Source organism: Synechocystis sp. CACIAM 05 (assembly GCF_010222815.1).
Classification (GTDB): domain Bacteria; phylum Cyanobacteriota; class Cyanobacteriia; order Cyanobacteriales; family Microcystaceae; genus Synechocystis.
In genome coordinates, this window is sequence record NZ_CP019225.1 from 2,819,092 (window position 1) to 2,831,858 (window position 12,767).

General features: G+C 49.0%; 10 protein-coding genes. 6 read left to right on the forward strand and 4 right to left on the reverse strand.

From position 1 onward, the window contains the following. The first annotated feature begins 43 nt into the window (after window positions 1-43). Entirely contained in the window at window positions 44-1,069 is a 1,026-nt protein-coding gene (purM, locus tag BWK47_RS13365) for a phosphoribosylformylglycinamidine cyclo-ligase (protein WP_162329018.1), read from the forward strand. Here the strand turns inward: purM and BWK47_RS13370 are convergent. Beyond that, window positions 1,066-1,719 carry a class I SAM-dependent methyltransferase gene (locus BWK47_RS13370; protein ID WP_162329019.1) on the reverse strand — a complete coding sequence of 218 codons (654 nt, stop codon included), beginning with the start codon at window positions 1,717-1,719 and terminating at the stop codon, window positions 1,066-1,068. The two genes, purM and BWK47_RS13370, sit on opposite strands and share 4 nt — an antisense overlap. A gap of 112 nt (window positions 1,720-1,831) precedes the next feature. Between BWK47_RS13370 and hemH the strand changes: the two genes are divergently transcribed. Next, the gene (hemH, locus tag BWK47_RS13375) at window positions 1,832-2,995 is read left to right on the forward strand and encodes a ferrochelatase (RefSeq protein WP_162329020.1); all 1,164 of its coding nucleotides are present in this window, start codon (window positions 1,832-1,834) and stop codon (window positions 2,993-2,995) included. A 72-nt stretch (window positions 2,996-3,067) separates the two neighbouring features. Here hemH and BWK47_RS13380 read toward each other — a convergent pair whose 3' ends face one another. Both BWK47_RS13380 and BWK47_RS13385 read right to left on the reverse strand, forming a co-directional pair. Further along, window positions 3,068-4,474 carry an amidase gene (locus BWK47_RS13380; protein ID WP_162329021.1) on the reverse strand — a complete coding sequence of 469 codons (1,407 nt, stop codon included), beginning with the start codon at window positions 4,472-4,474 and terminating at the stop codon, window positions 3,068-3,070. Window positions 4,475-4,642: 168 nt separating this feature from the next. Then, window positions 4,643-6,133 (reverse strand): hypothetical protein, encoded by a 1,491-nt coding sequence (locus tag BWK47_RS13385; RefSeq protein WP_162329022.1) that lies wholly within the window; start codon window positions 6,131-6,133, stop codon window positions 4,643-4,645. Between the two features lie 266 nt (window positions 6,134-6,399). Between BWK47_RS13385 and BWK47_RS13390 the strand changes: the two genes are divergently transcribed. Both BWK47_RS13390 and BWK47_RS13395 read left to right on the forward strand, forming a co-directional pair. Beyond that, window positions 6,400-7,275 carry an META domain-containing protein gene (locus tag BWK47_RS13390; RefSeq protein WP_162329023.1) on the forward strand — a complete coding sequence of 292 codons (876 nt, stop codon included), beginning with the start codon at window positions 6,400-6,402 and terminating at the stop codon, window positions 7,273-7,275. Between the two features lie 429 nt (window positions 7,276-7,704). After that, window positions 7,705-8,919, forward strand: a complete 1,215-nt coding sequence (locus BWK47_RS13395; protein ID WP_162329705.1) for an EAL domain-containing protein — start codon at window positions 7,705-7,707, stop codon at window positions 8,917-8,919. Window positions 8,920-8,948: 29 nt separating this feature from the next. Here the strand turns inward: BWK47_RS13395 and BWK47_RS13400 are convergent, their stop codons facing one another. Beyond that, on the reverse strand, window positions 8,949-10,199 hold the full coding sequence (locus BWK47_RS13400; RefSeq protein WP_162329024.1) for a CCA tRNA nucleotidyltransferase: 1,251 nt from the start codon (window positions 10,197-10,199) through the stop codon (window positions 8,949-8,951). A gap of 96 nt (window positions 10,200-10,295) precedes the next feature. Here BWK47_RS13400 and BWK47_RS13405 point away from each other — a divergent pair, with 96 nt between their 5' ends. After that, the gene (locus BWK47_RS13405) at window positions 10,296-10,544 is read left to right on the forward strand and encodes a Ycf34 family protein (protein ID WP_010873757.1); all 249 of its coding nucleotides are present in this window, start codon (window positions 10,296-10,298) and stop codon (window positions 10,542-10,544) included. A gap of 118 nt (window positions 10,545-10,662) precedes the next feature. Continuing rightward, entirely contained in the window at window positions 10,663-12,708 is a 2,046-nt protein-coding gene (locus BWK47_RS13410; protein ID WP_162329025.1) for an NAD(P)H-quinone oxidoreductase subunit 5, read from the forward strand. Window positions 12,709-12,767: the final 59 nt, after the last annotated feature.

The following is a 12,767-nucleotide window of genomic DNA, read 5'->3' on the forward strand; positions in this document are numbered from 1 at the left end:
GAGATTGTTAACTCTGGTTAAGTTTCAGTGGGTAAAAAACGACATGGATTATCGGCAAGCGGGCGTAGATGTGGAAGCAGGCAGGGAATTTGTCAGCCGCATTCGGCAACAGGTGGAAAGTACCTTTCGCCCGGAGGTGATGGGGGGCATTGGCGGTTTTGCCGGGCTATTTGAGATTCCCGCTGGCTATAAAGCACCGGTGTTGGTTTCCGGCACAGACGGGGTGGGTACAAAACTGAAGATTGCCCAGGCCATGGACCAACACCACACCATTGGCATTGATTTGGTGGCTATGTGTGTAAATGATATTTTGACCACCGGAGCAGAACCCCTATATTTTCTCGATTATTTAGCCACGGGCAAGTTGGAACCGGCCCAATTGGCCGATGTGGTCACCGGCATTGTGGAAGGCTGTAAACAATCTGGCTGTGCTTTGTTGGGAGGGGAAACAGCGGAAATGCCTGGTTTTTACGGGGCAGGAGAATATGATGCGGCGGGCTTTGCGGTGGGCATTGTGGAAAAGTCCCAATTACTCAACGGCTCCCAGGTAAACATTGGCGATGTGGCGATCGCCGTGGAGAGTTCCGGGGTCCACAGTAATGGTTTTAGTCTGGTGCGAAAAATCATTGAGAGTAATAGCTGGCAATGGTCTGATTGTTTACCAGAGTGGGGGGGCAAGTCCTTAGGGGAAATCTTTTTAGAACCCACCAGGATCTACGTCAAACCTATCCAGGCGTTATTGAAGTCAGGCATTAACATCCACGGCATGGCCCACATTACCGGCGGCGGATTGCCAGAAAATCTCCCCCGCTGTTTGGGGCCGGGGCAATCCATCCAAGTCAAAGCCAGAAGTTGGCGACCGTTACCCGTATTTAATTGGTTAGCGGACAAAGGCCAAGTCAACTCCACTGCCATGCTGGAAACCTTTAATTTGGGGGTAGGTTTTGTGGTGCTTGTCTCTCCGGATCAGGGCCAGACAACCCTAGACTTTTTCTCTGGGCAGGGGCTGGTGGCTAATCAGATTGGGACAGTAATCGAAGGCGATGGCGCTTTTGTTTGGTTAGATTAGTTAGCGGTTGCGGAATCAACAGTCTTATTTGCTTTGGCCTGGATTACCTGTAAACTGCCCCCCGCATAGAGATGCTTACGAACAACTGTGAAACCAGCGTGGTCCAGTAATGACCCTAAATCGGTGTTAATTAACTGCCAGGCGGTTTCCGTTTCAAACAGGCTCATAAAAATTGCCAAGGGCGGCCAAAATAGCCAATTACTGGGGCGATGTAAATCCACTAAAGCAAAAATCCCCCCCGGTTTAAGCACACGGTGTACGCCGCTGATAATGCTCTGTAGTTGTGCCGGAGTCATTTCGTGCAGGGCGACGCTGGTGTGCACTAGGTCGAATTCCCCTTCCCCAAAGGGTAAATCCTCGGCCAAACCCTGAACATAGGTCGCCTGGGGTACATTAATTTTCGCCCTGCCCAGGGCCTTGGGGGAAGCATCCAGCCCCACCACCGTGGCTCCAGATTGAGCTAGGTAAACAGTGGCTTGGCCACCCCCGCAACACAAATCCAGCACCTTCTGTCCCGGTGAAATTGCTAAATTCTCCAATGGCAATTGATGGAAACGCTCTTCTCCCCCCACATTCAAAGTTGCTAGGCGGGAAACTAGGGCGTAAACCCACGGATACTGATAACTCCAAGTGCGGAGAATAGTTGCCATAACCTAGAAAGAAATTGGGACGCCGTTTGTAGGTTGGGATTCTTTCCTTTTCGCCATCTATTGTTACACTTGGTAAAGAAACTGAAAAATCATTCTACTAAGCTTAACAATTATGGGTCGTGTTGGGGTCTTACTGCTAAATCTTGGCGGACCGGAGAAGTTAGAGGATGTACGCCCCTTCCTTTTTAACCTGTTTGCGGATCCGGAAATCATTCGTCTGCCTTTTCCTTGGTTGCAAAAACCCCTGGCATGGCTGATTTCCACCCTACGAGCAAAAAAATCCCAGGCCAACTACGCCGAAATTGGTGGTGGTTCTCCCCTGTTGCAGATTACCGAAGCCCAAGCCTCCGCCCTCACGACCCGTCTAGAACGCCTTGGCCAGGATGCAAAAGTGTACATTGGTATGCGCTACTGGCACCCCTTTACGGAGGAAGCCGTCGAAAAAATTAAAGGCGATCGCCTGCAACGGCTGGTGATTTTGCCTCTGTATCCCCATTTTTCCATTAGCACCAGTGGCTCCAGTTTCCGGGTGTTGGAAGAAATGTGGCGCAATGATCCTAGTTTGCGGCAGTTGGACTACAGCCTGATTCCTTCTTGGTACGACCATCCGGGCTATCTCCAGGCCATGGCGGATTTGATTGCTCAGGAATTAAAGAAATTTCCCAATCCCGACCAAGCCCATATTTTCTTCAGTGCCCACGGTGTACCCCAAAGCTATGTGGATGAAGCGGGAGACCCCTACCAAGCGGAAATTGAAGCCTGTACCCGTTTGATAATGCGGACCCTCGATCGCCCGAATCAGCACACTTTAGCTTACCAAAGTCGGGTGGGGCCAGTGGAATGGCTCAAGCCCTACACGGAAGAAGCTCTGCAAAAACTGGGAGCGGAGGGCATTGACGATCTATTAGTGGTGCCCATTAGCTTTGTGTCGGAACACATTGAAACCCTCCAGGAAATTGACATCGAGTATCGGGAAATTGCCGAAGAAGCCGGCATTGATAATTTTCAGCGGGTACCAGCTCTAAACACCCATCCAGTTTTCATCGATGCCCTAGCCCAGATGGTGATGGATTCCCTCAATGATCCTCCCTGTACCTTTGACACGGTGCCCCATCCCAAAAAGAACATGAAAATGTATCCCCAGGAAAGATGGGAATGGGGTTTGACTACGGCGGCGGAGGTGTGGAATGGTCGGCTAGCCATGTTGGGGTTTATTGCTCTGCTGGTGGAGTTGATCAGCGGCCAGGGCCCGTTGCATTTTGTCGGCTTGCTTTAGAAAGTTTTTGAAAGTCCTCAGCCCCTCCCATGCTGGGGGAATTAGATTATTGGAACCAATTTTGAAACTGCTTCAGGGCATAAATTGGGCCGGTAGTTGGCGGGGCTGGTCCCCTGGCAATTGTTGTTCCAACTGATGGGCCAGAGCTAAAACAGTGGCATCGGCGGCGGGCTTACCAATAATTTGCACACTGAGGGGTAAACCCTGGTCATTAAATCCCACCGGAATGGCGATCGCCGGTAGGCCGGCCGCATTGGCGGGGGGACAGGGGGCAATCCATTCAATAATTTTTTGCACCACGTCGGGGGGCGATAAATGGGCCCATTCCCCTACTTTAGGCGGCCGGTGATTAAAAACGGGCACAATTAGGGCGTCATACTGTTCCATAAAGCCGACAATTTGGCGGGAAATCACCTGCATATTCCTTACTCCCCGCAGATAGTCCCCCGCAGTACCACTGGTTTCCCCTAACCACTGATTAACCGATTCCAACAGGGGTAAAGGAATGCCGGAAGCCCCTACCCCAGCTTTCCAAATTTGGGCAAAGGGTTCAATTAGGCTAGTAACGTCAAAACAGGCTTCCTCCAGTTGATGGCCTAGATTGTCACAAATGGCGATCGCCTTGGCCACAGCTCCTTGAATCTCCGAAGAACTGGTAAAGGGAGGTAGGGAAAAAGCATAGGCCAGGCGCAGTTGCCCAGGCGTTTCCTCAGTGGTCTCCACAAAAGGGCGATCGGGGGACGGTAGCCAATAGGGATCCCCTGTGATGTAACCTTCCATGACGTCCAACAGAGCCGCCGCCTCCAACACGGAGCGACTGAGGGGACCATGGCAGGCAATGCCACTCTGGTAATCTCCCACTGGAGCCTGGGATACCCGGCCACGACTGGGTTTAAAGCCCACCAAGCCGCAACAAGCCGCCGGAGTTCTCACAGAGCCGCCACCGTCGGAGCCCTGGGCAATGGGCACCAAACCCGCCGCCACCGCCGCCGCACTACCGCCGCTAGATCCCCCTGCAGTGTGGTCTAAATGCCAAGGATTACGGGCCGGTAAAAAGCCTGGAGGTTCGGTGTAGGGAAATGAGCCCAGTTGGGAAGTGACGGTTTTACCCACAATGGTGAACCCCGCCCCCTTCATTTTGGCCACAACACCGTCATCGTAGGTGGCCAAATTTTCCTTGAGGGCTGCCACCCCGTAGCTCACCGGCATTCCAGCAACGCAGTTTAAATCCTTCACCGCAATGGGTACACCAAAAAATGGTGGCAAGGGTTCAGAATTACCCATTCCCGCTAAATATTCGGTTTTCTGCTTCGCATCGGCGATCGCCGACTCCCAGGCCACGTGGGCAAAACTGCCTAATGTTTGATCATATTTCCCCAGGCGATCGAGATAATATTGGGTGATTTCTAAAGGAGAAACCTGACGAGTGCGGATTAGCTGAGCTAAGTCGAGGGCGCTTAGTAAACAAAAATCAGTCATTTTAAAATTGGCAAATAATTGGCGGTTAGAAAAATTAGAAAAATTAAAAGGCAAAGGCTCTAAAACCTTAACGTAATCCGGCAGCACTATCCGGCAGCACTATCCGGCAGCACTATCCGGCAGCACTATCCGGCAGCACTGACTCCCTATCAGCCTGTCTCCGCATAATCAACTAACTGTATTACCCAAAATTCGTTCAATATCGGCCTCGGAAAGTTTTTGCAGATAATTAATTTTAAATTCTTCGAGGAAATCAATTAATAATTCTTCAATGTCTTCTAGGTGGTGTTGTTGATTCAATTCCACATTAAGTTCCATGGTCAGCTTAGTCAGTAAATTTTCCAGTAGTCGATCAAATTCCTTATCCTGTTCTAGAAAGCTCTGTAGAGTAGTCAGTATGCGCTCGTAGGATATTGCAATCATATTGACCATCATTTCCCGCTGCATATTTTTTACTCCAGGCAAACTCTGTAACTGGGTATAACCCTGAATTTGTCCTAGGGAAGATTGCATATTATATAGCATAAAATCTCGTACTTCTGGTTCTACTTCTGGCAATACTTTTTGCAATAAAACCTGGGAAACAATTCTAATGATTTCTACTAACTCATTGCGGTTATTAATGTCAATATATTGGGTGGTTTTGGCTCGGTCTAAAAATTTTCGCAGGGCTCCTTCCCGCACTAATTGTTGCATTTGTTCCACCAGCCGCACCACAATTACCTCTGTCATATCTTCAGCAATGATGGCAACAAAACCCTGGGTAGCCTGCCCTTTAACCTTATTCAAATCCATTAATTTAGCTTTATCTAGCCGCACGGTGAGGGGAATAATGCGCAACCAACGGAAAAATGGTAGAAATAGGAAGAAATCGTACCAACGCCATAGCATGGCATCAACCCAACTGACCCCCCGGTAACGCAGACTAATTAAACGGGTACGTCCCAGAAAGTCTATTAAGAAAATCAGGAAAAAGGGAAAATCAATTAAGGCAAAATTATCCACTGGCTGGCCATTTTCCCCAATTTCTCGGAAATAGTTAGTGGCAATCAGAGGTCTAATTTCTTGGTCAAAAAATACTAGCTGGTTAGTTAGTCCGTTTTTAAGCAGGTAATCCTTAGACCAAAAGGTTTCAAAGGATTCGGTGGCAGATGCATCGGTGGAACCAAAAACATGGAGCCGCATACGATTTTTGATCCGCTCAAAGGTGCCGGTTTTATTGGCAATTTGGAAGGGATTTTCGATAATCATTTGGGCGCTATCTTGGCGTAATTCCGCGAGAATTTTATCGATTTCCTGCGCCTGTTGTACATTGCCAGCCCCATCCAAGGCCTGTTCATCTAGTTTGCTATTTAATTCATCCACCAGTTCTAAATAGGCAGCGGTGGAACGGTAAGGTTCAATGCCTTTTACCCAATCGTAGTAGGGGGTAATATTGAAAGGAAAAATCCGCACGGGCCGCTTGGGAAATACCCGCTGGAAAGGGCCGACTTTAACTGAAAGCTGCACTGTCCCCTGTAACCAAAAATCCCGCAATGGGATATAGGCCAAATCAAACAAAACTAAACTGTAATTGGCGAGCAAAATTAGAGCCAATATACGCTCATACCAAAGAGGTACTGCTAGATGTTTTTTGGATCGGTCAAAGGGACGGGGCATAGTTGGAAATGGCAAAATGCTTGAATGATGGCCGCTAACCAGACTTTAAGGTTAGCCATGGAAAGCCTCCCTGGCCGAAGTTTTGGGAGATTAGCTCGGAGTGCTCACCATTGCAGGGAAAAATAAGGTTTCAGCAATAGCCTCTAATGGCAAAGGCAAAAACAATTGGGAAACTGTTCCGTCCCAATTCTAGGCAAGAAATTCCCAATGGTAAAATCATGGGGGTATAGATATCTTGTTTTTTAGCTAATTGCAATACTCCAACCATGCGCCTGAACTTTTCCCGGACTTTGTTTTTTGCCGCCATTATGGGTGGATTTGCGTTGGCTATGGGTAAGGCCCAGCCCTTTTTTCCTAGCAATTCTGTTCAAGCCATGGAAACTTCCAAGTCCCAATCCCTTCAAGGTACTACTTGGTATATTAGCGGTTGGCCTAGCGCCCCAGTGCCAGGCAGTGCTCCGATTACTTTGCAGTTCAAGGGCGGACCGCATAGCGGATCTCTGCGAGATCGCCTGACAGGAACAGCAGGTTGCAATACTTTTAATGGTGCCTATACCAGCGGTGATGGTAACTTGACCATTAACCAAGCTCTGGCCACAACCCGTAAAGCCTGTACCGCCGAGGTGATGGCCCAGGAACAAAGATTTTTACAACTTCTGCTCCAAGTAACGTCCTATAGCATCGGGAACGATGGGCAACTGACATTAACGTATCTAAAGGATGGGGAACAGGATAGCATTAGTTTCATTCCCGCCAATCAGTACAGCGCTCTCCACAACAGTCAATGGCAACTGGTGACCATGGCCGGTGTGGAACCCATTGCTAACGAAAACTCCCGAGCCATACCACAACTTCAATTCCTTGGCGATCGCCTGACCGGGACAGGGGGCTGTAATCGGTTGATGGGACAATTCACCATTGATGGGGACAATTTGACGGTGGATGAACGCATGGCTTCCACCATGATGGCCTGCTCCGAACCTTTAATGGCCCAGGAACAGCAATTTATTCAAGCCTTAGTTAATGCCCAGAAGTATGAAATTTTGACTAGCGGAGAATTGGTGATCGACTATCTCATGGGAGAGAAAACTGAACAGTTAGTCTTTTTGCCTTTAACCGAGGAAGATTCAGCCCCAAGATAATAATTCCCAACGAAGGCAAGCTACAGACAAAGCATGGGACAGAGGGGAAAAGCTCTCCTCCGGTTCACCGCCGTTGGGGAATGGAGGCGTCAATCCATGTGGAAAGCGAACCACACTGACCAGACTAGAATTCCAACAAAGAGAACTGTTCCCAACACAAAGGCGGCATTATGGAGGCTGTTGGTGTCGATGAGCGTCATACAATCAAGGAGGTGTTAGGGTTTAGGGCCTTTGGCGCCGATTAAATCCGTTAACCTTCAACCATGGGGGCAAAGCAACAAGCCCTCCAAGTTTAGCCCCTGTTTGCCCAGGAATATTAACTTGGCAGAGGAACAGTCACAATTTTTGACAATTGCACCGTCAGAAGGAGTTAATTTAGCTTGATTGCTGATTAATCCCACCATTTCATCGCAAAATCCCATCACCGCCATGAATCCCTCCAATGCCCAACTTACCGCTCGTCGTTACCGAGCTGGTGATCCCATTTTCAGTGAAGGAGATCAAGGTAATTTTGCCTATATTATCGAGGAAGGGCAGGTGGAAATCTGGACAGAACTCCATGGCGATCGCCGGGTGCTGAATGTGCTCCAACCGGGCAGTTTATTTGGGGAATTGGCCCTGGTGGATGCCAAACCTCGTTCCGCTTCCGCTTCCGCCCTCACGGATTGCATTCTTTCCCTGGTTACTCCCGATCAAGTTAACCAACGCATCGACACGGCCGACCCGATTTTGCGCTTACTATTGTTGGTGGTAATCGGCCATTTTCGTTCTGAAAGCAATAATTTTCGTGGCACCACTGAGCCAGCTTTGGTCCTAGATGCGGCCCTAACTAAAACTAAACTTTCCCTCAAAGAACGCATCACCGATGCAGTGGACATGATCCGTTTAGAGGGGGAAATGAAAGAGGCGATCGCCAAAGAGCAATTCCATTTGGTGTACCAGCCCATTGTCTTCATGGACGACCTCCGCATCGAAGGATTTGAAGCTCTAATCCGTTGGCAAAGTCCTAAGCGGGGCTTTGTCCGCCCTGATCGTTTTATCGAAGTGGCGGAGGCAACAGACCTAATCATTCCCATCGGTCAATGGGTAATTGAACAAGGATTAAAAGATTTAAAAACTTTCCAGACAAAATTTAACCCCAATTTGTTGATGAGTTTTAATATTGTTGGTCGGCAAACCAACAGTGAAGATTTTGTTCCCTGGCTACTAGAAAAAGTAGACTACTATGGGTTAACCCCCGATAAGGTAAAACTGGAAATCATCGAGCGTACCCTTTTTAGCGGTGAAAGTTCCGCCCCCTGGATTGAAAACTGTCGTTCCCAAGGCTTTGCGTTAGTGTTGGACGATTTTGGTACGGGTTATTCTAGCTTGCAATACCTGAATGAGTACAAAATTGACCGGGTAAAAATTGATAAATCCTTTGTGGATGGCTTGGGCACCAATCAAAACAGTGAAAGTATTTGCTCTGCCATTTTGCAACTCTCCCACGCCCTGGGCATGACAGTGGTGGCGGAAGGCATTGAAACCCAAGCACAATTGGAGATTTTGCAATCCCTCGGTTGTGACTATGGTCAAGGTTATCTATTTTCTCGACCTCTACGCTTTGACCAAGTAATGGTCTTGGATCAAGATGCTTTCCGTTAGGGGAAAATATCCTTCAAATTTGCCCCGGTTCAAGATTTTCCCAGTTCTTGAGCATAGGCTAAAGCTTCCTGCTCATTACTAATTTTTCCTTCGATGTGGGCAATGTTGATTTCCGTTAGCAGTTGGCCGATCAAAGGACTAGGTTTAATGTGCAACTTGTCGATTAAATCCTTGCCGGTAATTAAGGGTTGGGGATGGGCTAGGCGATCGCCCGAATTCAGATAATGAGTCAACAGTTCAAAGATAAAACTGTGGTAATTGTGGGGGCAGTGGGCCAGGGCATAGAGGACAAAATGGGGTAGATATTTACCCAACTCGGCAAAGAAAAAGTACAATTGTCGCACCGTGGGGCTATTTTCTAAACAACTTAACTGGGGATAGCCCTGCAAAATTGCCTGCACAGAGCGCAGTTCGTGGCGGGAATATTTCAACCGTTGTAATTCCCCTTCAGCGATTTTCACGTCGGCACAGACTAAGCTGGCCAACTTAGCAATGGCAATGCCCTTTTTCCCCAATGCTTGAAAAAATTGTTGACGTTCCACCAGGGTTAACTGGTTTTTGATGGCGGCGATCGCCAAATCGATGCAACCAATGGCATTGAGGGAACTGAGGTTAGCATGGGAGAACCAATGGGCTAACATACCATCTTGCCAAGCGGCCAAAAGCCACTGACTACCCCGGGGGCTGCCCAGCAAATAGTTAAATTCCGCTTGCACCCGTTCTGCGGCCACCGTTTTAATGCGGGGAGCTAATTCCCGTAAAACTGTTCTTGTGTCAGGATCGAGGGTGAATTGTAGCTGGGCCGCCTGACGGTAAGCCCGTAGTAGCCGCAAAGGATCATCAGCCAGGTTTACGGCTGCCACCATTTTCAGTTGACCCCGTTGCAAATCCCCCACCCCCGCCATGGGGTCAATTAATTTGTTTTGCTGGAAGTTATAGGCGATGGCGTTAACGGTGAAATCCCGCCGGGCCAGATCCTGTTCCAAGCTCATGCCTTCCTGTTGGGCAAAATCCACCGTGCCATGGGCAAATACCACCCTGGCAATGTGTCGAGCCTTATCCAACACCACAAATCCCGCCCGGTATCGACTGGCGATCGCCGAAGCCGTTTCAATGGCTCCACTGGGCACGACAAAATCCCAATCCAAATATTCCCGTCGTCTCCCCAAAAGGGCATCCCGCACTGCACCACCGACCAAACAGGCTTGGGGAGGAAGTAGAGCCAGATCAAAGGGAACCTGTTGACGTAAATCAGCCAGGTGGCTCACAGGACAAAGCATAATCAATAACCGTTACCCCAGCACAGTTTGCAGTTTAGGCACAATCTCTAAGTCTAAGCTAGAGTAGCGAAAAATAGGCAAAAATTGAGGTTTACCATGTGTATTTGTGTGAACTGCCATTACGTGGACCGCTGTATTACCTACCATGCAGTGGAACATCAACATCAACAACCCCATTTAAGCGATCGCCCGGATTTTGATCCGGTCAACCCTTCTATCAACGTAAATATTCGTACCCCCGACCATGGCATCGAAATGGAATGGGATGTGGTGGGTTGCGACAGTTTTTTACAAGAAATGGGCAAATGGAGCCGTTTACGCCCCAATGAATTAGTCCCCACCTAGCTTTTTTTTGCCAAAACTAGTTTCCCCTGACAGCGAAACGCGGCAAAAATAACGCTCCGTGCAACAATGAACGCGGTATCAATAACATATAGGCAACTTCGTTAACCAAGGTTTCAAGATGGAATTACTCTATCAATTAGCCTGGCTAATTCCCGTCCTGCCCCTATTTGGCGCAACGGTAGTTGGCATTGGCCTCATTTCTTTCAATCAAGCAACCAATAAACTACGGCAAATCAACGCTGTTTTCATCATTTCCTGTTTGGGGGCTGCATTGGTAATGTCTGGGGCTTTGCTCTGGGATCAAATCCAAGGCCATGCCAGCTATGCCCAAATGATCGAATGGGCATCGGCGGGGAGTTTCCATTTGGAAATGGGTTATGTGATCGATCACCTCAGTGCTTTGATGCTGGTGATTGTAACCTCCGTGGCCCTGTTGGTGATGATCTACACCGATGGCTACATGGCCCACGATCCGGGTTATGTGCGTTTCTATGCCTATCTCAGTCTTTTTGCTTCCTCCATGCTGGGGTTGGTAATTAGCCCCAATTTGGTGCAGGTTTATATCTTTTGGGAATTGGTGGGGATGTGTTCCTACCTGCTGATCGGTTTTTGGTATGACCGTAAAGCCGCTGCCGATGCTTGCCAAAAGGCCTTTGTCACCAACCGGGTGGGGGATTTTGGCTTATTACTAGGTATCCTTGGCCTCTATTGGGCCACTGGCAGTTTTGATTTCGGGACCATTGGGGAACGCCTGGAGGGTTTAGTATCCTCCGGAGTCCTCAGCGGGGCGATCGCCGCCATTCTGGCCATTTTGGTTTTCCTTGGTTCTGTGGCCAAATCCGCCCAATTTCCCCTCCATGTCTGGCTACCGGACGCCATGGAAGGTCCCACCCCCATTTCTGCTTTGATCCATGCAGCTACCATGGTGGCGGCGGGGGTATTCCTGGTCGCCCGGATGTATCCGGTGTTTGAACCGATTCCGGTGGTGATGAATACCATTGCCTTCACCGGTTGCTTCACTGCCTTTTTGGGGGCCACCATTGCTTTAACCCAAAATGACATTAAAAAAGGTTTGGCTTACTCCACCATTTCCCAGTTGGGCTATATGGTGATGGCCATGGGCATTGGGGCCTATTCCGCTGGGCTATTTCACCTGATGACCCACGCCTATTTCAAAGCCATGCTGTTCCTCTGTTCCGGCTCCGTGATCCACGGTATGGAAGGGGTGGTGGGCCACGACCCAATCCTGGCCCAAGATATGCGCATTATGGGCGGATTGCGGAAATATATGCCCATCACGGCCACCTGTTTCCTGATTGGAACTTTAGCTATTTGCGGTATTCCCCCTTTTGCGGGCTTCTGGTCTAAGGACGAAATTCTCGGCCTCGCTTTCCAAGCCAATCCCCTACTCTGGTTTGTGGGTTGGGCCACCGCTGGCATGACTGCTTTTTATATGTTCCGGATGTATTTCATGACCTTTGAAGGGGGTTTTCGGGGCAATGACCAGGAAGCGAAAGACGGGGTTTTACAGTTCTACGGTTTACTGCCCAACTTTGGTCCAGGAGCCATGAACGTGAAGGAATTGGACCATGAAGCCGGGCACGACGACCATGGCCACAGCAGTGAACCCCATGAATCCCCTTTGACCATGACGTTTCCCCTCATGGCCCTAGCCGTGCCTTCGGTGTTAATTGGTCTGTTGGGACGGCCCTGGGCCAACCAGTTTGAAGCGTTTATCCATGCGCCGGGGGAAGTGGTGGAACACGCCGCTGAATTTGAATGGGGCGAGTTTTACGTCATGGCTGGAAATTCCATCGGCATTGCTTTAATTGGCATTACCATGGCTTCCTTAATGTATTGGCAACACAAATTTGACCCCAAAGTGTTGGCAGAAAAGTTTCCATCCTTATACCAACTGTCCTTGAACAAATGGTACTTTGACGACCTTTACGACAAGCTGTTTGTCCAGGGTTCCCGTCGAGTGGCCCGTCAGATTATGGAAGTGGACTACAAGGTCATTGACGGAGCGGTCAACCTCACTGGTTTAGTAACCCTAGTCAGTGGGGAAGGTTTGAAATATCTGGAAAATGGCCGGGCCCAATTCTACGCCCTCATTGTGTTTGGGGCGGTGTTAGGCTTTGTAATTGTTTTTAGCCTCACCTAGGTTGGGAGAACTAGTTAATTGGCATAGTTAATTAGCATTGTCTCCCCCCAAAAAGGAGC

Coding starts and splice junctions, on each gene's coding strand:
- purM (WP_162329018.1), top strand. CDS start 44: ATGGATTATCGGCAAGCGGGCGTAGATGTGGAAGCAGGCAGGGAATTT.
- BWK47_RS13370 (WP_162329019.1), bottom strand. CDS start 1,719: ATGGCAACTATTCTCCGCACTTGGAGTTATCAGTATCCGTGGGTTTAC.
- hemH (WP_162329020.1), top strand. CDS start 1,832: ATGGGTCGTGTTGGGGTCTTACTGCTAAATCTTGGCGGACCGGAGAAG.
- BWK47_RS13380 (WP_162329021.1), bottom strand. CDS start 4,474: ATGACTGATTTTTGTTTACTAAGCGCCCTCGACTTAGCTCAGCTAATC.
- BWK47_RS13385 (WP_162329022.1), bottom strand. CDS start 6,133: ATGCCCCGTCCCTTTGACCGATCCAAAAAACATCTAGCAGTACCTCTT.
- BWK47_RS13390 (WP_162329023.1), top strand. CDS start 6,400: ATGCGCCTGAACTTTTCCCGGACTTTGTTTTTTGCCGCCATTATGGGT.
- BWK47_RS13395 (WP_162329705.1), top strand. CDS start 7,705: ATGAATCCCTCCAATGCCCAACTTACCGCTCGTCGTTACCGAGCTGGT.
- BWK47_RS13400 (WP_162329024.1), bottom strand. CDS start 10,199: ATGCTTTGTCCTGTGAGCCACCTGGCTGATTTACGTCAACAGGTTCCC.
- BWK47_RS13405 (WP_010873757.1), top strand. CDS start 10,296: ATGTGTATTTGTGTGAACTGCCATTACGTGGACCGCTGTATTACCTAC.
- BWK47_RS13410 (WP_162329025.1), top strand. CDS start 10,663: ATGGAATTACTCTATCAATTAGCCTGGCTAATTCCCGTCCTGCCCCTA.